This window comes from Streptomyces sp. NPDC008150, from assembly GCF_042956945.1.
Classification (GTDB): domain Bacteria; phylum Actinomycetota; class Actinomycetes; order Streptomycetales; family Streptomycetaceae; genus Streptomyces.
Window position 1 is genome coordinate 732,445 of the sequence record NZ_JBIBHJ010000002.1, and the last position, 20,511, is coordinate 752,955.

18 protein-coding genes are annotated in these 20,511 nt (G+C 74.4%); 10 read left to right on the forward strand and 8 right to left on the reverse strand.

The features are described from left to right. Positions 1-124 precede the first annotated feature (124 nt). Together ACFZA0_RS09220 and ACFZA0_RS09225 are read right to left on the reverse strand one after the other, a co-directional pair. Positions 125-1,063 carry an SCO0930 family lipoprotein gene (locus tag ACFZA0_RS09220; protein ID WP_391013487.1) on the reverse strand — a complete coding sequence of 313 codons (939 nt, stop codon included), beginning with the start codon at positions 1,061-1,063 and terminating at the stop codon, positions 125-127. 420 nt (positions 1,064-1,483) lie between these two features. Then, positions 1,484-1,690: a hypothetical protein gene (locus tag ACFZA0_RS09225; protein WP_391013489.1), complete on the reverse strand. Its 207-nt coding sequence runs from the start codon at positions 1,688-1,690 to the stop codon at positions 1,484-1,486. A 184-nt stretch (positions 1,691-1,874) separates the two neighbouring features. On the opposite strand from ACFZA0_RS09225, the gene ACFZA0_RS09230 reads away from it, so the two are divergent. The 3 genes from ACFZA0_RS09230 (at position 1,875) to ACFZA0_RS09240 (ending at position 3,673) form a co-directional block, all read left to right on the forward strand. Then, the gene (locus ACFZA0_RS09230; protein WP_391013491.1) at positions 1,875-2,003 is read left to right on the forward strand and encodes a hypothetical protein; all 129 of its coding nucleotides are present in this window, start codon (positions 1,875-1,877) and stop codon (positions 2,001-2,003) included. A 16-nt stretch (positions 2,004-2,019) separates the two neighbouring features. Next, entirely contained in the window at positions 2,020-2,784 is a 765-nt protein-coding gene (locus tag ACFZA0_RS09235; RefSeq protein ID WP_391013493.1) for a DUF4239 domain-containing protein, read from the forward strand. A gap of 352 nt (positions 2,785-3,136) precedes the next feature. Further along, positions 3,137-3,673, forward strand: a complete 537-nt coding sequence (locus ACFZA0_RS09240; protein ID WP_391013495.1) for a hypothetical protein — start codon at positions 3,137-3,139, stop codon at positions 3,671-3,673. A 110-nt stretch (positions 3,674-3,783) separates the two neighbouring features. Here ACFZA0_RS09240 and ACFZA0_RS09245 read toward each other — a convergent pair whose 3' ends face one another. Then, positions 3,784-4,275 carry a hypothetical protein gene (locus ACFZA0_RS09245; protein WP_391013496.1) on the reverse strand — a complete coding sequence of 164 codons (492 nt, stop codon included), beginning with the start codon at positions 4,273-4,275 and terminating at the stop codon, positions 3,784-3,786. Positions 4,276-4,617: 342 nt separating this feature from the next. On the opposite strand from ACFZA0_RS09245, the gene ACFZA0_RS09250 reads away from it, so the two are divergent. Beyond that, on the forward strand, positions 4,618-5,280 hold the full coding sequence (locus ACFZA0_RS09250; protein WP_391013498.1) for a class F sortase: 663 nt from the start codon (positions 4,618-4,620) through the stop codon (positions 5,278-5,280). A gap of 183 nt (positions 5,281-5,463) precedes the next feature. Here ACFZA0_RS09250 and ACFZA0_RS09255 read toward each other — a convergent pair whose 3' ends face one another. Next, positions 5,464-6,318 (reverse strand): polysaccharide deacetylase family protein, encoded by an 855-nt coding sequence (locus ACFZA0_RS09255; protein ID WP_391013500.1) that lies wholly within the window; start codon positions 6,316-6,318, stop codon positions 5,464-5,466. Between the two features lie 152 nt (positions 6,319-6,470). Between ACFZA0_RS09255 and ACFZA0_RS09260 the strand changes: the two genes are divergently transcribed. Further along, complete coding sequence (locus tag ACFZA0_RS09260; RefSeq protein ID WP_391013502.1) at positions 6,471-6,932, forward strand: universal stress protein; 462 nt, start codon at positions 6,471-6,473, stop codon at positions 6,930-6,932. A gap of 126 nt (positions 6,933-7,058) precedes the next feature. Here ACFZA0_RS09260 and ACFZA0_RS09265 read toward each other — a convergent pair whose 3' ends face one another. Then, positions 7,059-8,207 carry a CapA family protein gene (locus tag ACFZA0_RS09265; protein ID WP_391013504.1) on the reverse strand — a complete coding sequence of 383 codons (1,149 nt, stop codon included), beginning with the start codon at positions 8,205-8,207 and terminating at the stop codon, positions 7,059-7,061. A gap of 418 nt (positions 8,208-8,625) precedes the next feature. Here ACFZA0_RS09265 and ACFZA0_RS09270 point away from each other — a divergent pair, with 418 nt between their 5' ends. From ACFZA0_RS09270 to ACFZA0_RS09280, 3 genes are all read left to right on the forward strand, one after another. Then, positions 8,626-9,180, forward strand: coding sequence for a sigma-70 family RNA polymerase sigma factor (locus ACFZA0_RS09270; protein WP_391013571.1), 555 nt, complete (start codon positions 8,626-8,628; stop codon positions 9,178-9,180). Between the two features lie 133 nt (positions 9,181-9,313). Beyond that, a complete protein-coding gene (locus tag ACFZA0_RS09275) occupies positions 9,314-9,829 on the forward strand; it encodes a hypothetical protein (protein ID WP_391013506.1) in 516 nt (171 codons plus the stop codon). 172 nt (positions 9,830-10,001) lie between these two features. Next, positions 10,002-10,652: a zf-HC2 domain-containing protein gene (locus tag ACFZA0_RS09280; protein WP_391013507.1), complete on the forward strand. Its 651-nt coding sequence runs from the start codon at positions 10,002-10,004 to the stop codon at positions 10,650-10,652. Between the two features lie 7 nt (positions 10,653-10,659). On the opposite strand, the gene ACFZA0_RS09285 is transcribed toward ACFZA0_RS09280, so the two are convergent. Both ACFZA0_RS09285 and ACFZA0_RS09290 read right to left on the reverse strand, forming a co-directional pair. Next, positions 10,660-11,523, reverse strand: coding sequence for a DNA-formamidopyrimidine glycosylase family protein (locus ACFZA0_RS09285; protein WP_391013509.1), 864 nt, complete (start codon positions 11,521-11,523; stop codon positions 10,660-10,662). A 61-nt stretch (positions 11,524-11,584) separates the two neighbouring features. After that, on the reverse strand, positions 11,585-13,702 hold the full coding sequence (locus ACFZA0_RS09290) for a SpoIIE family protein phosphatase (RefSeq protein WP_391013511.1): 2,118 nt from the start codon (positions 13,700-13,702) through the stop codon (positions 11,585-11,587). Positions 13,703-13,906: 204 nt separating this feature from the next. On the opposite strand from ACFZA0_RS09290, the gene ACFZA0_RS09295 reads away from it, so the two are divergent. Then, on the forward strand, positions 13,907-15,337 hold the full coding sequence (locus ACFZA0_RS09295; protein WP_391013513.1) for a lipase maturation factor family protein: 1,431 nt from the start codon (positions 13,907-13,909) through the stop codon (positions 15,335-15,337). A 57-nt stretch (positions 15,338-15,394) separates the two neighbouring features. Here the strand turns inward: ACFZA0_RS09295 and ACFZA0_RS09300 are convergent, their stop codons facing one another. Beyond that, positions 15,395-18,457 carry a glycoside hydrolase family 38 C-terminal domain-containing protein gene (locus tag ACFZA0_RS09300; RefSeq protein WP_391013515.1) on the reverse strand — a complete coding sequence of 1,021 codons (3,063 nt, stop codon included), beginning with the start codon at positions 18,455-18,457 and terminating at the stop codon, positions 15,395-15,397. 466 nt (positions 18,458-18,923) lie between these two features. Here ACFZA0_RS09300 and ACFZA0_RS09305 point away from each other — a divergent pair, with 466 nt between their 5' ends. Beyond that, the gene (locus ACFZA0_RS09305) at positions 18,924-20,291 is read left to right on the forward strand and encodes an amidase family protein (protein ID WP_391013517.1); all 1,368 of its coding nucleotides are present in this window, start codon (positions 18,924-18,926) and stop codon (positions 20,289-20,291) included. Positions 20,292-20,511: the final 220 nt, after the last annotated feature.

The following is a 20,511-nucleotide window of genomic DNA, read 5'->3' on the forward strand; positions in this document are numbered from 1 at the left end:
AGGGGGCGGGCCGGGGCCGGCGCGTGGCGTTTCCTTCTGCGGTCCGGCACGGCGAGGCCGACCGTCCCTCCCTTCCCTGCGGCCGTGCCGCCGGACCGGGGTGATCAACCGTGGGGGGAGGTGATCACTTCGCGGCCGGCGCGCCGACCGGCTTTCCGTCGGGGGCGACGGCGTACCAAGTGCCGCCCACGCCCTGACCGTTGGTGTCCCCGGCGGCGGTGTCGCCGGAGAAGGTGTAGACGGGCCAGCAGTTGACCGTCATCTGCTTGACGCCGTCGGGCCGGGTGAAGCCCATCAGGCCCTTCTTCCGCACGCCCTCGGTGTCGGCGGCCTTCACGGGTGCGACCGCCGGCCACTTCTCCAGGCAGGCGCCCGTGCAGGCGGACTTGGACACGGGCCAGGCCTCGTCCTCGAGGAAGCGGTAGACGGTCCGGCCCTGGTGGTCGACGACGATGTCGCCGAGTCGGGCGTCCTTGCGGACGGACAGGCCGGGCAGACCGGAGGCGGCGGCCGGGGCGGCCTTCTTGCCGTCGGGGGCGAGCGCGTACCAGGAGCCCGCCACGCCCTGCCCGTTGATCTGGCCGGCGGCGGTGTCCTTCGCGTAGCGGTAGGCCGGCCAGCCGGCGACGGTGAGCTGCCGGGTGCCGTCGGAGCGGGTCACCGAGCCGAGGAGCGCCTCGTCGATGCCGGCACCCGCCTTGGCGTCGTCGGCGGGGACGGGCGGCCACGACGTGGCGCAGGGCCCGTCGCAGTTGGTGGTGGGGGGTTCGGCCAGGTCGTCGTCGAAGCGGTAGAGCGTGAGCCCCGAGCCGTCGGTGACGACGTTGCCGAGCTTCGCCTGCGCGGAGACGGCCAGTCGGCCCGCGGGCTTCGCGGCGGCCCCGGCGTCCTGCGCGTCGGCACCCCCGGCCGAGTCGTCCGCGCCGTTGCCGACCACGGCCGCGGCGCCCGCTCGGGCACCGCCCGCCGACCCGGTGGCCCCGCCCTGGCCGCAGGCCGCGGTCAGCGCGAGCACCACCGCCGCCGTGGCCGCGAGCGCGGCGCTCCGCCAGGAGTTCTGCATCGTCGACTCCCCCTCCTCGCAAGGGTGTTGCGGCGCCCTCTGCGCCGCGGCACGACCCTGGGTACGGACCGGGGCGGGGGGTGCGTTCAACCGGCGCGGGTTTTTCCGCCGGCCGGCGGCTTTCGGCGGCTCTCGCGCGCACGGCCGTCGGCGCATCGCCCCGCCCGCGCCTCGTACGCGCGTTCGCTCGTCCCGTCCTGAGGGTGAAGTCCGGTCAAACCGCCGCACCCCCCACGTCCCTCCTTCGGGGGGTTGGATCACGGCTGCGGCGTGGCAGCACGCGCGAGGACTCATGATCTCGGTCGTGCAAGGACCCGAACCGACCCGATCCGCCGTCGCCCGGCGGGTGGTGGCCCTGGTGACGCTGGCGTGGCTGTTCGCCGGCGCCCCGGCCGGGGTGGCGGCGGCCGACGCCTGTGCCTACGCCTCGTCCGGCCCGGACGGCCTGACCGCGGTGTCGGTCGCCGGCGGCACCAGGCCGTCGTGCCCCAGACCCACCCCGACACCCACGCCGACCCCGACCCCCACGCCGACGCCCACTCCCCCGCCGCCGCCTCCGCCACCACCTCCGCCGCCGAAGCCCACGCCCAGGCCGACCCCGCCGCCGAAACCGGTGCCCCGCCCCACGCCGACCGTGAAACCGCGGCCGGCGCCGAAGCCCCCGCCCGCCCCGCGTCCGGCTCCGGCGGCCCCGCGCCCCCGGCCGACGCCACCGCCGCCCCCCACGCCGACCCCTCCGCCGCCCGCGCCGAAACCCAGGCCGAAGCCGACGCCGCGGCCCGCCCCCACGCCGAGACCAGCGGTGACGCCGGTGACCTATCCGCAGTACCACTCCCAGCCGCACCGGCGGCCGACGCGCAACAGCCCGTCGCCGCTCACCTTCGTCCTGCTCATCGCGACGCCCGCCGTGGTCGCCGTCGCCGCGCTCCGTCCGCGCTGATCCCTGGAGGCCCCAGTTGTCGGAATGGCTTGTTCTCGTCCTCGCCATGCTTGCCGCCTGCGCCGTGGTGGTCGTCATCACGCTCGTCCGCGACCGCACCGCCCGGGACGACGACGACCCCAGCGAGACTCCCGATGTCATCGAGTACATGACCATGTGGATCGGTGTCGTGTACGCGATCGTCCTCGGCCTCGCCATCGCGGGCGTCTGGGAGGCCCGCAGCGCGGCGCAGGACCACGTCCAGGCGGAGGCGCAGGCGCTGCACGAGATCTCGGAACGGGCCCGGGTCTATCCGGCCGACGTCCGTGACCGCATCCGCGCCGACGTCGACGCCTATGTCGCCCAGGTCGTCGACAAGGAGTGGAAGACGATGGCCGACGACGACAAACTCACCGACCGCGGCGCCGAACTCCTCCAGCGGCTCCGCGTCGACGTCACGGACTACCAGCCGGCCACCGACTTCGAGGCGCAGGCCTACCAGCCGCTCGTCGACCAGGTGACGGCGGTGGACCAGGCGCGCAGCGCGCGGGCGGACTCGGCCGGGGCGACGATGCCGCCGGTGGTCTGGTTCGGGCTGACGATCGGGGGTGTCATCACCGTCGGCATGGTCTTCGCCCTCCAGATCAGGCGCACCACACGGGAACTGGTGCTGGCCGGGCTGTTCTCCGCCCTGATCGCCTTCCTGCTCTTCCTGATCTGGGACTTCGACAGTCCCTACGGCCGCGGGGTCGCGGCCTCGACTCAGCCGTTCCTCAACCTCTTCCCGCACATCAAGGGCTGACGGCCCCACGGCCGGCACCGGCCGCCGGTCCACCGGACGGGCAGGTCCTCGACGGGCCTGCCCGTCCGGCGTGTCCGGCCGGCGTGTCCGGCCGCCCTCCGGGGCCCTCGGTGCCCTCCGGCCGCGTCGCGCCCGCCCTACCGCGCGGGGCGCGCCGGGTACTCCGCCACGCCGGTCACGTCGCCCGGCTGCCACGCCACGGTCCCCCGGGCGGCCCGGCCGGTTACCCCATTCGCGCTACTGGGATCGCGCCCCCGTTCGGACCTTCCTAGCGTTTCGGTCATCGAGGTGCATTCAAGGCGAAGGCGGAAGAGTTCCGCGCGCTGCTCCTCGGGGACCCGGAGGAAACACCATGCGCGCGATACGCGTCGCTTCGGCCGCACTGCTGGGGGTCACCGCCCTCGCCTTCTCCGCGCCGGCCGCCGTCGCGAAAGGCGACAACGACCACAACATCACCCCGTACGGCTTCAGCGTCCTGCCCTCCACGATCGCGGCGGGCGGTCAGATCACCCTGACCCTGGACCGTGACCGCGGAGGCTGCCGGGGCGCCGCGACCGTGACGTCCGGTGTCTTCGACACGGTCCGCATCCGGCCGGGCCAGTCGCAGGCGACGACGACGGTCGACTGGGACGCCCGGCCCGGCGCGGTCTACCAGGTGACGTTCTCCTGCGACCGGGCGACCGGGTCCACGAGCCTGACCATCGCGTCCGGGCGGCACAGCGAACCGGCGCCGCTCCAGCCTCCCTACCGGGGCGTCCACGCGGGCGAGGGCGGCAGCATCGCCGGCTTCGACGTCAAGGAACTCGGCCTGGGCGCGGCGCTCATCGCCGCCTCCGTCGGTGCCGCCTACCACTTCTCGCGCCGCCGCTCCGGCGAGGACGCCGGCTGACGGTGCCCGCGCGAGGGAGAGGGCCTTCGCCCCGGACCCGACGCGGGTCCGGGGCGAAGGCCCTCTCCGTACGGCGCGTGCGGCGCGCCCGGCCTCCGAAGGGGTGGAGGTCAGACCGCGGCGCGCTTCTCGGAACGGCGGCGCATCCAGAACACACCGCCGCCGACCAGCGCGGCCGCGACGAGACCGCCGCCGATCGCCATGTCGGTGGGGGTGGCCCCGCTGGTGGAGCTGCCGCCGAGTCCGCCGCGCACGCCGCCGATGACGGTGAAGGCGGCCGGTCTGGTCAGGGTCCTGCCGGAGCAGTTGACCGTGATGTCGTACGAACCGGGGCTCGTGTCGCGGTGGATCCGCGCGGTGCCCCGGGACGTCTCGTTGGCACCGTTGATCGGGGTGAGCGACGTCGACGGGAACGCGCTCGACGACATGGTGCCGCCGTTCGGGCAGCCGTCGACGGTGACGGTCATCTGACCGCCGCGGGCGATGACGCCGGGCATGGCGACGATGTTGCTCGGGCTGTCCCACGCCGTCGCCGCGGGAGCCGCGAGCCCTACGGCGGCGACCGCGACGGCCGAGACCGCCAGGGCACGAGAAGTACGCATGTGTTTCCTCCGCGGAAGGCGCCCCGGGACCCGTCCCCGGACTGTCGGCGAGAAAGCGCCTCCCGCCAAGACCCTCGAATGAGCAGTCCCGGGCCGCATTTCGGCGATGGTCCGTCCTGGTGAGACGACACGCCGAAGGATCACCGCACAATGCGATGTTCTCGCAGGTCACGGTCCGTCAGAAATTTCCTGCGCGCGCCGACTCGGATGGCTCACGCGCCGGCCGGCGGAGAATACGGCGCCACCCGTTCGCCGTCGCCCCGTCGCCGGTTCGGTGTCCGGGACTTAGCGTGCTGTCATGCGCGATTGACGTGACGACGGTTGCGTCAGAGGGGATGGCGAATGTCTGCGTCCGAGCTGGCCGAAGAGGAGGAGCGGCAGAAGAAGCGCGCCCCGTGGGGCGTGATAGCGCTTGTTCTGCTGACCGGACTCGCACTCATTCGGAATGGTTCGGGGGAATTCGACGTCGGGCCGCCGCAGCCCGCGACGGCGGCCGCCGCGGACAGCCGCACGCCGGGCGCCGTCACGGCCAGGACACCCGATCCGCTGCCGTACTCCGTCGCCGACCGCGTCCGCATCCCGTCGATCCAGGTGGACGCGCCCGTGATGCCGGTGGGTCTGGACGCCGACGGCTGGGTCGGCGCGCCGCCCCCGGAGGACCCCAACCTCGCGGGCTGGTTCAGCGGCGCGGTGTCGCCCGGCGAGAAGGGCACCGCGGTGGTCGTCGGTCACGTCGACAACAAGCAGGGGCCCGCGGTCTTCTACGGGCTCGGCGCCCTGAAGAAGGGCAACCGCGTCGAGGTCGACCGCAAGGACGGAAAGACCGCGATCTTCGAGATCTACGGCATCGAGGTCTTCGAGAAGAGCGATTTCCCCGGCGACCGCGTGTACGCCTCGAAGGGAACTCCGGAACTGCGCGTCATCACGTGCGGCGGCGGTTTCTCCAAGGCGAACGGATACGACGGGAACGTCGTGGTGTTCGCCCGCCTCGTCGACGTCCGCTGAATTCGCACCGCCCGTCCTCACCGCACTCCGGGCCGCCCGTCCGCGCAGCCTTCCGGGCCGGGCCGAATTCACGCCCGGTGTCGTCCCACCGGAATCTCCGGGGGAATCCGGCGGTTCGGGAAACGCGTGACATCGCCGGCCCGTCGGGACCGGAGCACCCGCGGGTGCTCCGGTCCCGTTCGTTCACACCGTCTGGCGGTGCGGCACCGTGAGGTGGTAGCCGGAGTCGATCAGGTGCGGCAGGTACTCCCGCAGCGCCTTCACGCTCTGCGAGCGGTCACCGCCCGCGTCGTGGGACAGGACCACGACGCCGGGGTCGGCGCCGTCCTCGATCCGGCCGACGATGGTGCGGGTGCCCGGGGTCGTCCAGTCGAGCGAGTCGACCGTCCACGCCATCGGCTCCATGCCCATCTCCGCGCCGAGTTGGAACGCCGCCCGGTTCCAGGCGCCGTAGGGCGCGCGGAACCAGCGGGGCCGCTCGCCGTACGCGTCCTCGATCACGTCGCTGGTGCGCTCCATCTCGGAGCGGATCGAGGCCCTGCGCATGCGGGTCAGCAGCGGGTGGGTCCAGGTGTGGTTGCCGACGACGTGGCCCTCGTCCGACATCCGGGCGAGAAGGTCCTTGTTGTCGACCGCCATCTCGCCGCAGACGAAGAACGTCGCGCGTACGTCGTACTTGGCGAGCGTGTCCAGGATGTGCGGGGTGTAGCGGGGGTCCGGCCCGTCGTCGAAGGTCAGCACCATGGTGCGGCCGCGCCCCGACACCCGCAGGAACGGCTCGTGGCGCACCAGCGTCGGCCCCGGCGCGGCCACCGGCGGGCCGTAGCCCGTCAGCGGCTGGAGCCGGTACGCCGACGGCCTGAGCGCGCCGCGCGCCTGCGGACCGGGGGCCGCGCCCGGGGTCGCCGCCGGAACGGCACCGGTGCCGGACGGACCGGAGGTGAGCAGGGCCACGGCGCCTGCCGCCCCCGCCGCCCCCAGGGCCGCGGCGCCGCCGATCAACGCACCGCGCCGCGTGAGCATCTGATCCTTTTTCATGACTGATCAGTCGCCCGTCCGAGGGCCGACTCCCCACGGAGGCACCGGAGCGGCGGCATGAATCCACCCGCCCGGCCCAGTGGCCGTTTCCGGAAGAACCCGACCGGTCCCGACCGGTCTGTGGACCTGCGGTTTCGGATAACCTCACAGCCGTGACGGAACAGCACGCGCACCGGTTCGAGCGGGGCACTGACGGACCGAAGGTCATTCTGGTCGGGGTGGACGGCTCCGACTCCGCGTTCCGGGCCATGTCGTACGCGGCCGGCCTGGCACGGCGGCAGCACGCGCTGCTCGCCGTGGTGTACGTGCAGCCGGTCCTCGCGGCCGGGGTCGCCCTCGGGGCACCGGTGGCCGAGACGACCGACGAGATCGCCGAGAACCTGATCACGCACATCAGGACGGCCGCCGAGAGGACGAAGGGGATATTCGAGGTCCGTTGGGAGTTCCACACCTTCCGCGGCGACCCGTACAGCGGGCTGGTGAAGGCCGCCGACGAGCTCAAGGCCGACGCGGTCGTGGTGGGCGCCTCCGAGCAGGCGGGACACCGCATCGTGGGCTCGGTCGCGGTGCGCCTGGTGAAGGCCGGGCGCTGGCCGGTCACGGTGGTGCCGTAGCCGGTGGCAACGGCGGCGGCGAGGGCGGTGGCCCGACCGGCCGTCGGCCCGGCCGCCACGGGCCGTGCCACCCGCGACGCCGGTGCGCGGCGCGGCCGGGCGCCGCGCGCTCCGGGTCCGGTGTCGTCAGCGCCCCGCCCGCAGGCCGTCGGCGGCCGCCCCGTGGCTCAGGACGACGTCCCTGATCCGGTCGCGCACCCCGCTCACGTCGGCGCCCCGGGCGAGCGCGTCGGCGAGGTCCACCACGCGTCCGGCGTCGACGTCGAACCACTGCGGGACGAACTCGGCCCTGACGACCCGCCAGCGCTCCCCCGGCCGGGCCGGCGGCGCGAAGGTGAAGCGGGCCACGCTGCTCTCGTTGCCGCGCGGGTCCTGGACGCCCTGGTCGCCCACCAGTTCACCGGCGACCTGGTCGCCGAGGCCGTGAACCACCCAGGTGCCGTTGACCTTCTCGTAGGCCTGGGGCACGTGGGCGCGGGTGCCGAGGACGAGGTCGATGTCGGGGCGGGTGCCGGTGCGTGCGGCGGTGAGGTGTTCGGCGAGGGCGCTCTGCCGGGGGTCCGGCTCCTCCTGCCACGCGGTGCCGCGGTCGACGGAGACGACGACCACATCGGCGCCGGCCTTCCGGGCCGCCCGCGCGTCGGCGACGATCCGGTCCTCGTCGATCAGGCCGACGGCCCAGGGCATGCCGGCCGGTGCCGGGCGCCCGGCGGTGTCGTCGGTGTAGGCGAGATGGGCCACCTTCGCGGAGCCCGCCCGCAGCAGGGTGACCGACCGGGCCTCGGCCGGGGTCCGTGCCGAGCCCGCGTGCCGCACTCCGGCCCGGTCGAGGGCGTCGAGGGTGCGGCGGACGCCCTCGGCACCGTCGTCGAGGCTGTGGGCGGACGCGGTGGAGCAGCTGTCGTAGCCCGCGGCGGCCAGTCCGCGCGCGAGGCCGGGCAGGTACTGCGGGTCCGACGCGTCGGGGACGGCGGGGCCTCCGCCGCCGGGGACCACCAGGTGACACAGCGCCAGGTCGGCCCTGCCGACGACCCGTCGGGCGCCCGCGAGCATGGGCCGGAAGTCGTAGCCGGTGCCGCCCGCGTCGAACTGGGCCCGCTCGGCCAGCGCGTCGTCCGGGAGGATGTCGCCCGCCGCGGCGAGGGTGAACGCGCGGGAGGCGGGCGGTCCCGCGTGCGCGAACGGATCCTGGCCGCGCTCGTGCGCCTGGCAGGCGGCGCCCGCGGTGAGGAGGGCGGTCAGGGCCAGGGCAACCTGTCGTTTGCGCGCGATCATCCATGCACCCCATCGTCGGTCGTATTTACCCACGAATAGGTACGGATTTGGACGGCGCCGCAAACAAGGCGCACCGCCGAGTAGCCCGACCGGCGGGCCGGACGCGGTGTGACGCGCCGTCAGAAGTGCGGCGCGGGCGTCCCGTCGGCGGGCCGCGCGCCCGGACCGCACCCGCGCGCGGCACCCCGGCGTGTCGCACCCGCCCCGGCCGTCCGACACGCGGGACGACACGGCCTCCGGCAGGGGGACGCCCGCCCGGCGCGTTGCCCGCGACGACGCCCGCGACGACGGCCGGAGCGACGGCCGGCGTGCCGCGCCGACCGTTCGTCGGACCGTTCGTCGACGCGATCGACCGTCCGCCGCAGACCCCCTGCGCGCCCCCTGTCCCCCACCGGTGCCCTGCGCTGCCATGACCGCCATGACGGCCGGAATCACCCTTACGCCCGGGACGACCGCCGAGCACGAACTCGCCGCTCTCCAGCGCGATCACGGCCGGCCGCTCTTCGCCCTGCTGCTGCGCCTGTCCGACGGCGACCGGCAGCGCGCGGAGGACCTGGTCCAGGAGACCCTGGTGCGCGCCTGGCAGCATCCCGAGGCGCTGCACGCCGGCTCCTTCGACTCGGTGCGGCCCTGGTTGCTCACCGTGGGGCGGCGGCTGGCGATCGACGCGCGACGCGCCCGGCAGGCACGGCCTCCGGAGATCGGGGGCGTCGGCGACACGGTGCTGGAGAACGCGCGGGTGGCCGCCGACCACGCCGACCGGGCCGCGACGGCTCTCGACGTCCGCGAGGCCGTGAAGACTCTCACACCCGAACACCGCGACGTTCTGGTGCTGGTGTATTTCCGTGGGGCGAGTGTGGCGGAGGCCGCGACGGCCCTCGGCATTCCTCCCGGTACGGTGAAGTCGCGCGCCTACTACGGACTTCGTGCTTTGCGTCGGGTACTGCCCGGTTATGCAACCGACCTGCACTGAAACCGTCAACCGGGTCAAGGATGCGTAAAGCGCCTTGCCGTGGACCATGGTTGAGTAATCGGCTGTCCTCATCCGTGTTCCGGACCGAAGCCGGGTCGGGCGACGCGCACGCACCGGAGGAAGGCAGGCAGGGATGCCGCACAGAGGCCAAGAGAGCACGGCCGGCACGGGCGGTGGCGAACTGACCGTCCCCATGGCCTGGTTGTACGCGGAGTACATCGCGGACGAGCTGCTGCGCAACGGCGATCTGATGCCGCCGACCTCCTTCGAGTTCCGCGCCGGGCGCGACGCCCTGGCGCTGACCATCTTCCTGTCCGACACCGAGGGCGACCTCTGCGGCATCCAGGTCGTCTCCCAGTTCGAGACGTGGCTGTCGCTCACCGCGTACGACCAGCCGTGGCAGGACTGGGTGTGCGAGCGGATGGACGGACTGGCGGCCGACGCCGCCGCCTCCCGTACGCCCTCCCCCGACCTGGCGCTCGCGGAGGCGGCCTGGCGCTGGCTGGAGGAGACCGAACTGCTCGCCCCCGACCTGAACGCCGTGCCGGGCGGCGCGGCGGCCGCGGGCGAGGACGACGGGCCCAAGGTGTGGACTCCCGCCTGGCAACTGGGACTTCCGCTGGGACACCTCGCCATCCACCTCTTCTGACGGCCTCCTCCGAGGAGCGTTCGCCGCTCCGCTCCCGGGAAGCGCGCCCGCGCCGGTCCCGGAGAGTGATTGTCGGCGTGACTTGAGTCATTCGGCGCCGCGTTGCGTACCGGTGGAGGCAGAGGCAACGCCTCCGGCACCCCACCCGCACCCAACGGCACGAGGATTCGGCATGAGGTCCCTGGAACGGCACCGCGACGTCGGGGCGTACGCGCTCGGCGTGCTGGACGAGGCGGATTCCTTCCGCTTCGAGGACCACCTCACGGAGTGCCCCAGCTGCGCTGCACGCGTCACTGGATTCGGTCCCGCCGCACGGCAGTTGGGGCTGTACCGGCGGGCCACCCCGCGCTCCGTGCCCCCCTTCGCTCAGCCCGCGCCGCGCCTCGTCGACCGGCTGCTCGGCGAGGTCGCGGCCCGCGACCGGGCGACGCGCAGACGGCGGTTGTACGCGGTGGCCGCCGCCGTGGTCCTCGCGGTCGCCGGACCGGGCGTCGCGGTGAGCGCCGGGCACGGCGACGGGGACGACCGGCTCGCCGTCACCGCCGCCCGTGGGGGAATGTGGGCGCAGGTCACCGCGGAGGACCGGCACTGGGGCAGCGACGTGCAGTTGCAGGTCAAGGACGCCGCAGGTCCGCAGGTCTGCCGGCTCGTCGCGGTGGGCGTCGACGGTTCCGAGCAGACGGTGACGAGCTGGACCCTGCCCGGCGGCTCCGGCACGCCGAGCGTGGTGCGGGGCGGCTCGGGCATGCACCCCGCGCAGATCGCCCGCTTCGAGGTGCGCACCGCCGACGGGCACCCGCTGGTGACCCTCGACTCCCGCTGAGCGGCCGCTACTTGAGCAGCCGGGAGAGCCTGCGGTCGGCCAGCGGCTTTCCGCCCGTCTGACAGGTCGGGCAGTACTGGAACGAGGAGTCGCTGTAGGACACCTCGCGGATGGTGTCGCCGCAGACCGGGCAGGTCTCGCCGGTGCGGCCGTGCACCCGCAGGCCGCTCTTCTTCTCCGCCTTCAGCCGGCCGGCCGCGACGCCCCGGGACCGTTCGACCGCCTCCAGCAGGGTGGTGCGCAGCGCCGTGTACAGCACGTGGACGTCCTCGGGGGCGAGCGTGCCGGCGATCTTGAAGGGGGACATCTTCGCGGCGTGCAGGATCTCGTCGCTGTAGGCGTTGCCGACCCCCGCGATCACGGTCTGGTCGCGCAGCACCCCCTTGATCCGGCGGCGTTCTCCGTCCAGCAGTCCCGCCAGCCGCGCCTCGTCGAAGTCGTCGGCGAGCGGGTCGGGGCCGAGCCGCGCGACGCCCGGCACGTCCGCCGGGTCGTGCACGACGTACACCGCGAGCCGCTTCTGCGTGCCGGCCTCGGTGAGGTCGAAGCCCTCGCCCGTCTCCAGGGCGACGCGCAGCGCGAGCGGGCCCTTGCCGGGACGCGGCGGGCCGTCGGGGAGGCGGTCGCGCCACTGGAGCCAGCCGGCCCGCGCGAGATGGGTGACCAGATGGACACCGCCGTCGGTGGCGATGTCGAGGAACTTGCCGTGCCGTCGCACGGCGTCGACCCGGTGTCCCTCGACGGCGGTGACGGGCGGGTCGTACGTCTTCAGGACACTGATGGCGACCGGCATGACCCGCACCGCCTCGTGACCGACCAGGTGCTCGGTCAGGAAGTCCTTGAGCGCTTCGACCTCGGGCAGTTCCGGCATGCCCCCAGGGTGCCACCGGGGGCGGCGCGGCACACCCACTGCTGGTCCGGCCGGGGCGCGCTCAGGTCGTGCGGGGGCGTCCGGGGTCCCGGGCCGCGTTCCGCTCCTCCTCGGGCACCGTGAACTCGCACCACACGGACTTGCCGCCGCCGCGCGCCTCCACGCCCCACACGTCGGCGAGCAGTTCCACCAGCAGCAGGCCGCGTCCGGAGACACCGTCGTCGCCCGCCTCCCGGCGGCGCGGCAGGGCGCTGGAGGAGTCCTCGACCTCGACCCGCAGCCGCCGGCCCGGTGTGCCGCCGCCGTCGGTGAGGGCCCGGAAGGTGACGACCGCGGAGCCCTCCGTGTGCATCAGGGCGTTGGTGATCAGTTCGTCCGCGACGAGCTCGACCTCGTCGGAGCGTTCGCCGCCGCCCCACGCGGCGACGGCGGCCTGGATCATGTGCCGGGCCTCCGCGAGGGCCTCCGGGTCGCCCGGCGCGACGTGCTGCTGGACCCGGCCGCCGGACTGCGGGGCGGAGGGCCTGCGGCGGCGCAGCAGGAGCAGAGCGACATCGTCGTCCCCGCCCTGCTCGTCGGCCGCGTCGATCAGCAGGTCGGCGAGCCGCCACACGTCGTCCGGGCCCGTGGTCATGAGCCGCTGCACGGCGCGCATGCCGTCGTCGAGGTCCGCGCCGGGCCGCTCGACCAGGCCGTCCGTGCACAGCAGCAGCGTCTCGCCCGGGTCGAGCTCTATGGTGCCGACGGGGTAGGTGAGCCGTCCGAACTCGGCGGACAGGCCGAGCGGCAGCCCGCCCTCGACGCCGACCCGGCGGCAGGTGCCGTCGGTACGGCGCACGAGGGGGTCGATGTGGCCGGCCCGGACCACCTGGACCACGCCCGTGGACAGGTCGGCCTCCGCGTAGAGGCAGGTCGCGAAGCGGTCGGTGTCGAGCTCGTGGAGGAAGACGGACGCCCGCGCCATCACGGTCGCCGGGTGGTGGCCCTCGGCGGCGTAGGCGCGCAGCACGATCCGCAGTTGCCCCATGACGGCGGCGGCGTGGGTGTCGTGGCCCTGGACGTCGCCGATGACGGCGCCGACCCGGCCGCCCGGCAGCGGGATCAGGTCGTACCAGTCGCCGCCGATGTCCCGGCCGATGGAGGGCGAGCGGTAGCGGACGGCGACGTCGGCGCCGGGGACGCTCGGGATGGTGCGCGGCAGCATGGCCTGCTGGAGGCCCTGGGCGAGGTCCTTCTCCTGCTCGTACAGCATGGCGCGCTGGAGGCTCTGCGCGATGCTGCTGCCGAGCGCGATGAGGACGTTGCGCTCGTCGGTGGAGAAGCCGCGGCGGTCGCTGTAGAGCAGGCCCATCGCGCCGATCGGCCTGGCCTGGGCGATCAGCGGCAGGTAGGCGGCGGCGGTGATGTCCAGGCCCGTGATGTGCGGCCACAGGACGGGGTAGCGCTCGGCGAACTCCTCGGGGGACGAGATGAACCGGGGCGAGAGGGTCCGCACCACCTCGCTCATCGGGTACTCCTCGTCGATGCGGGTGACCCGGGTGCCGGGCACGAAGCTGCCCTCGGGTCCTTCGGCGATCAGCCGGATCCGGCCGGCCTCGACGAGACCCATGACGACGCTGGTGGCACCGAAGTGCACGAGCCCGTGGTTGTCCTTGAGGACGTCGATGACGTCCTGCACCGTGCGGGCGTGCGCGAGTGCGGCCGTCGTGACCTGCACGATGTTGGTCTGCTCGCGCCGGGCGGCGTCCAGGTGGCGCTGCGCGGCGCTCTCGGTCAGCTCCTGCGTGGCGTCCCGGACGATGCCGACGATGCGGCGCGGGCGGCCGGTCTCGTCCCGGCGGATGTAGCCCTGGGTGTGCGTCCAGCGCGTGGAGCCGTCGCGGCGGCGGAGCCGGAAGTAGGCGCCGTAGTTCTCGCTGCCGTCCTTGAGCGCCTGCGAGACGAGGGTGTCGAGGCGCTGCCCCTCGCCCGGCGGCACCCGGGGGCCCAGCGAGCCGGGGCGGTGGTCGTACTCGTCGGCGCTCAGGTCGAAGACCTCCAGCGCCTGGGCGTCGAGATACATGAGGCCCGTGTCCAGGTCCCAGTCGAAGCTGCCCATGCGGTTGAGCGCCAGGATCGGGTCCGGATGGGCGATCCAGTCGTCCGGGAGTGACAGGGCGCTCGCTCCCCGATCAACCATGCAGCCACCTTGCCAGCATTTGTCCGAATCTTCGACCGGTGGCGTCCGCGCGGGTCCCGCACCGGCCGCCGGCCCCGTGCGCGACCATGGGGCGGCGCGGCAGGCACGCGCGCCACGCCCGGCGGTTCCCCGGTGACGCCTCCGGGGACCCGGCGACGGGCGGCCCGCGAGGGGCAACGGTGCCGGAGAGTGAGGAGCGCGGCCGTGGAATGGTTCACCGCACCCGAGTACTGGCTGAGCCGGCTGGTGTTCCAGCGGGCGCTGGCCTGCGTGTACCTGGTGGCCTTCCTCACCACCGCGCTCCAGTTCCGTGCCCTGGTCGGCGAGCGGGGCATGCTGCCGGCCCGGCGGTTCGTCGAGCGGGTGCCGTGGCGGCGGGCGCCGAGCCTGTTCCGGCTCCGCCCCACCGACGGCTTCCTGGCGGGGTGCGCCTGGACGGGCTGCGCCGTGTCGGTGGCGCTGGCGGCGGGCGCGGACTCGCTGCTGCCGCTGTGGGGCGCCGTGCTGCTGTGGCTGGTGCCGTGGGCGCTGTACCTGTCGGTGGTGAACGTGGGGCAGACCTGGTACGGCTTCGGCTGGGAGTCGCTGCTCCTCGAAGTCGGCTTCCTCGCCGCGTTCCTGGGCAACGACGAGGTGGCGCCGCCCGTCGTCGTCCTGTTCCTGCTGCGCTGGACGCTGTTCCGGGTGGAGTTCGGGGCCGGGCTGATCAAGATGCGGGGCGACGCCTGCTGGCGGAACCTGACGTGCCTGTTCCACCACCACGAGACGCAGCCGATGCCGGGCCCGCTCAGCCGGTACTTCCATCAACTCCCGGCTCCTGTGCACCGGTTGGAGGCGGCGGCCAATCACGTCACCCAACTCGGGGTGCCCTTCCTGCTGTTCGCCCCGCAGCCGGTCGCGTCGGCCGGTGCCGCGGTGATGGTGGCGACGCAGCTGTGGCTGGTCCTGTCCGGCAACTTCTCCTGGCTCAACTGGCTCACGATGGTCCTGGCGCTGTCGGCGGTCCGTTTCCCCGGCACGGCCCCGGACACGGCACCCGCGCCCCTCGGGTACGTCGTGCCCGTCCTCGCCGTCTCGGCCCTCCTGCTGGCGCTGAGCGCGCGTCCGGTGCGGAACATGGTCTCCCGGCGACAGGTCATGAACCGGTCCTTCGACCCCCTGCACCTGGTCAACTCCTACGGTGCGTTCGGCAGCGTGAGCAGGGTGCGGCACGAGGTGGTCGTCGAGGGCACGGAGGACGACGTGCGCGAGGTGGACGCCGGCGCGGTGCGGTGGCGGGAGTACGAGTTCCGCGGGAAGCCCGGCGATCCGGCCCGCGCGCCCCGGCAGTTCGCGCCCTATCACCTGCGCCTCGACTGGATGATGTGGTTCGCCGCGCTGTCGCCGGCGTACGCGGAGCCGTGGTTCGGCGCGCTGGTGGACCGGCTGCTGGCGGGCGACCGCGACACGCTGCGGCTGCTGCGCGCCGCGCCCTTCCCGCCCGAACGGCCGCCGCGCTACGTGCGGGCCGTGCTGTACCGGTACCGGTTCACGACCCGGCGGGAGAAGCGCGAGACCGGCGCGCACTGGCAACGCACCTACGTGCGCGAGTACTTGGCGCCGACGCGACGGCTGCCGACGGCACGCACGCCGTAACGGGCGGACGACGGGAGCGTGTTCACCGCCGGGCGGTGAACACGCTCCCGCCTGCCCTCAGGCCCGCCTGAGCCGCAGCGTGACCAGTTCGAACGGCCGCAGCCGCAGGGCGATCCGGTTGCCGTCGACGTGCGAGACCGGTGCGTCCGTGCCGTCGGCACTCCCGGTGTCCTCCGCGAGGGGCCGTTCCAGCAGGTCGGTCACGGTGACCTCCGCGACGTCGAAACCGGCGGTCAGCGTGGCGCGCACCCGGCCGCCGTGCGCCTCGTGCAGGCGGACCACGACGTCGCCGCCCGCGTCGTCGGCGAGCTTCACGGCGGTCACGACGACCGCGTCCCGGTCGACGGACACCAGCGGTGCCACCTCGGCGGCGCCGGTCAGCGAGCGCTCGGGCAGGTTGAGCCGCCAGCCCTCGCGGACCGCGTCGCCGATGTGGGCGCCGACCACCAGCGCGTGCCGGAAGCGGTGCACGCCCTGGTCGGTCTCCGGGTCGGGGTAGCGGGGCGCGCGCAGCAACGAGGCGCGGACCGTGGTCGTGGTGCCCCGCCCGGCGCCGCCGTCGGCCGCGTCCGTCGTGCGGGTCACGTCGTGCCCGTACGTCGAGTCGTTGACGAGGGCGACGCCCCAGCCGGGCTCGCCGACGTGAACGAACCGGTGGTTGCACGCCTCGAACTTGGCGCTCTCCCAACTGGTGTTGGTGTGCGTGGGCCGGTAGTGGTGGCCGAACTGGGTCTCGGACGCGTACCGCTCGGCGTGCACGTCGAGCGGGAAGGCGAGCTTGAGGAACTTCTCCGTCTCGTGCCAGTCGACCTCGGTGTCGACCACCAGCCGCCGCTCCCCCGGCGGCAGCGTCAGCACCTGCGTGACGCCGGACGCGCCGAAGCTCCGCACGACGCGAACGGAGCGGCCGTCGTCGCCGGGGACGACGGAGTCGGCGCCGGTGAGGTCGGTGACGGCGTTGCGGTAGAACGCGTCGACGTCCCAGGCGTCCCACATGTTGGGCAGATCCGGGTGGAGTTGGAGCAGGTTCGCGGGACGGCCGGGCGCGATCGCCTCCCGGTCCGCGTCGGCGTCGTACGCGGAGACGACGAGCCCGCGCGCGTCCACGGCGACGCGCAGCAGCCCGTTGTCCAGGACGTGTCCGCCGTCGGTGCCGGGGGTGACCAGGGTCGTGCCCTCGACGACGGCCTCGGCGGCACCGCCGGCCGGGACGCCGTCGCGGGCGTGCGGGGCGCCGTTGAACACCAGGGGCAGGGTGCCCTCGCCCGCCAGCGCGCGCTGCGCCGCGTCGACGACCGCCTCCAGCTCGGCGGCGATCCGCGCGTAGGTGGCGCGTGCCTCGCGGTGCACCCAGGCGATGGAGGAGCCGGGCAGGATGTCGTGGAACTGGTGCAGCAGCACCGTCTTCCAGATCCGGTCCAACTCGTCGTGGGGGTAGGGGAATCCGGTGCGGACGGCGGCGGTCGCCGCCCACAGTTCGGCCTCGCGCAGCAGGTGCTCGCTGCGCCGGTTGCCCTGCTTGGTCGCGGCCTGGCTGGTGAGCGTGGCCCGGTGCAGCTCCAGGTACAACTCGCCCACCCAGACCGGCGGTTCGGAGTACTCCGCCTCGGCCTTGCGGAAGAAGTCGCCCGGCGTCTCCCAGGTGACGGTGGGCGAGCCCTCCAGGTCCCGCACCCGGGCCGCCTTGGCGATCATCTCCCGGGTGGTGCCGCCGCCCCCGTCGCCCCAGCCGGTGGGCGCGAGGGAGTGCCGGGCCGCGCCCTTCTCGCGGAACGACGCGGCCGCGTGGGCGAGTTCGCGGCCGGTGACGGCGCAGGTGTAGGTGTCGACGGGCGGGAAGTGGGTGAAGACGCGGGTGCCGTCGATGCCCTCCCACTGGAAGGTGTGGTGCGGGAAGCGGTTGGTGCGCGACCACGAGATCTTCTGCGTGAGCAGCCACTTGGAGCCGGCCGCCTTGATGATCTGCGGCAGCCCGGCGGCGAAGCCGAAGGTGTCGGGCAGCCACGCCTCGTCGTTCTCGATGCCGAACTCGTCCAGGAAGAACCGCTTTCCGTGCACGAACTGCCGGGCCATCGCCTCCGATCCCGGCATGTTGGTGTCGGACTCGACCCACATGCCGCCGGTGGGCACGAACCGCCCCTCGGCGACGGCCGCCTTGACCCGGTCCCACACCTCGGGCCGGTGCTCCTTGATCCACGCCCACTGCTGCGCCTGCGACATGGCGAAGACGAAGTCCGGCTCGTCGTCGAGCAGGGCGGTCATGTTGGCGGCGGTCCGGGCGACCTTGCGCACGGTCTCGCGCAGCGGCCACAGCCACGCGGAGTCGATGTGCGCGTGGCCCACGGCGCTGATCCGGTGGGCGGAGGGCACGGCGGGCGAGGCGAGCACGTCCGTGAGCCGCTCCCGCGCCGCCGCGGCGGTGGCGTTCACGTCCTGCAGGTCGACGGCGTCCAAGGCGCGCTCGACCGCCCGCAGGATCTCCCAGCGGCGCCCCGACTCGACGGGCAGTTCGGCCATCAGCTCGCCGAGCACCTCCAGGTCCATGACCAGCCGCCACACCTCCTCGTCGAAGACCGCGAGGTCCATGCGGGCCAGGCGGTACTGCGGCTCGCTCCCGGCGGTGTCCAGGTCGCCGAGCGGCGTCGGCAGGAACCGCATCGGCCAGTGCTCCAGCACAACGGGGTTGGAGGCGGCCTCGACGTGCAGGCACACCTCCTCGCCGCCGGCGACGGGCGAACCGACGCGCACCCACTGGTTGTTGGGGTTGATCCCCTTCACGGGGGTGCCGTCGGGCCGGTAGACGAGACCCTCGCACTGGAAGCCGGGGAGGTTCTCGTCGAAGCCGAGGTCGATCAGCGCCTCGACGGTCAGGCCCGCCCACTCCGGGGGCACCGTCGCGGTGACGCGGAACCAGCTGGTGCCCCAGGGCGCGCCCCACGCGGCGCCGGCCGCGACCGGTTCGCCGACGGCCGCGAGCCCCTCGGCGACGGGCACCGGTTCGCCCGGCGCGTGCCAGACGGTGACGTCGAGCGGCACGGACCGCGGGTACACCGCGGGGCGGATGCGTTCGTCGAGGACGCGCCGGAGGCGGGCTTCGACCAGCGTGCGGTCGTCATGCATCGGGGTGCTCCATGGGTCGTGCGTGGGCGGCCGGTCGCCGCCGCCGGTGATGCGCGCGGCGCCACGGGGCCGGTCCGCCCGGCGCCCGCCGCGCACGTCGCACCACCCCATCGTGCCTCCCGGCCGTCCGCGGGAAGCGGGCGGCTCGCGCGCACCGCGGAACGGGGAACGTGGTAGCGGCCCGTCGGCACGCGCCTTCCGCGCCCCCGTCGACCGCCCGGCGTGCGGCCCGGCGCGTACGCCGTCTCGACGTGGCGTCCGGACCCGGGCAAAGTTCTCGTGCACGGGCGCCCGCATCCGGGAGACCGCCCGCGCGGCGCGACGCGGAGGGGGTCCGTACCGGGGCACCTGCCGCGCCGCGCGCCAGGGCCGGCCCGCACCCGGGACGCCGCCCGCGCCGTACTCGCCGTCCGGGCAGACCGGTTGCCCGTCCGCGCACGTCACCGTCCACTCCAGGGAGTTCCCCTTGACCAACTGGGCCGGCCGGACCGCCGCCGAGACAGCCGCCGCCGTCCGGGAGGGACGGGTCACGCCCCGCGAGGTGGTGGCCGGGCATCTCGCCCGGATCGAGCGCTTCGACGGGCGGGTCGGCGCGTTCCGCACGGTGCGCACCGAGGCGGCGCTCGCCGAGGCCGACGAGGTGGCGGCCCGGCCCGACCTCGGCGGGCTGCCGCTGGCCGGTGTGCCGGTCGCGGTCAAGGACAACCTCGCGGTGCGGGGCGAGTCGAACCGCCTCGGCTCCGCCGCGACCGAGGACACGCCCGCCGGCCACGACCACCCCACGGTGGCCCGGCTGCGCGCGGCGGGCGCGGTGGTCGTGGGCCTGACGAACGTGCCGGAGCTGTGCGTGTTCGGCACCACGGAGGGGGTGCACGGCACCGCGCGCAACCCGTGGGACACGACCCGCTCGGCGGGCGGCTCCTCGGGCGGCGGGGCGGCGGCGGTGGCCGCCGGGCTGGTGCCGCTGGCGCTCGGCAACGACGGCATGGGCTCGCTGCGGATACCGGCGGCGCACTGCGGTCTGGTGGGGCTGAAGCCGGGGCACGGGGTGGTGCCGGCCGGGATCGGTGACGGCGACTGGTTCAAGATGGCCGAGAACGGCGCCCTCGCGACGACCGTCGAGGACGCGCGTCTGATGCTGACGGTGCTGGCGGGGCGCCCGTTCCCCCCGCCCGCGACGCCGGGGCCGCGCGACGTCGCCGTCTCGGTGCGCAGCCCGTTCCGGGGGATGTCCGTCGGCAGACCGTACAGGGCCGCGGTGCGTGAGGCGGCGGCGCTGCTCGCCGGGGCCGGGCACCGGGTGCGGGCGGCCGATCCGCCGTACCCGCTGACGCTGTCGCTGACGGCCCTGGCGCACTGGACGGCGGGTACGGCCGTCGACGCGCGGGGCCTGGACCCGCGGCTGCTGGCGCGGCGCACCCGTGTGCACGCGGCCGTCGGGCGGCGCTTCCTGTCCTCGGTGCGCGAGGACGTGCGCCGCGAGCAACTGCGCGGCAGGCTGGAGCCGTTCTTCGCCGACCACGACGTCCTGCTGATGCCGGCGCTGGCACGACGCGGACCGCGCGCGGCCCCGTGGCACGAACGCGGCTGGCTGCGCAATCTGGTGGTCAACTCCGTCTGCGCGCCCACGACTCCGGTGTGGAACCTGGCCGGCTGGCCCGCCCTGACGGTGCCGTTCGGCGTCCTCCCGTCGGGCACCCCGTGCGCCGTGCAGCTGGTGGGCCGTCCGGGCGCGGAGGCACAACTGCTGGAGACAGCTGCGGAGTTGGAGCTGCTCAAGCCGTGGTCACGAACGGCACCGCTGGAACGGCGGGCGCACGCCGCAGCGAAGTGACCCCGGCGTCACGGGGGTTGCCCGCAGAGACCGGCACAGGACCCGGGCCGCCCCGCGCGGGGCGGCCCGGGTCCTGTGCCGGAAAGGCCGGGTCCACGGCCGGGGGCGGGGGGGGGGGCCCCCCCCCCCCCCCCCCGCCGCCCCCCCCCGGGGCCGGCCCCCCCCGGGCCCCCCGGGCCGGCCCCCCCCCGGGGGGGTCGCCCCTGGGGCGCGCGTGGGG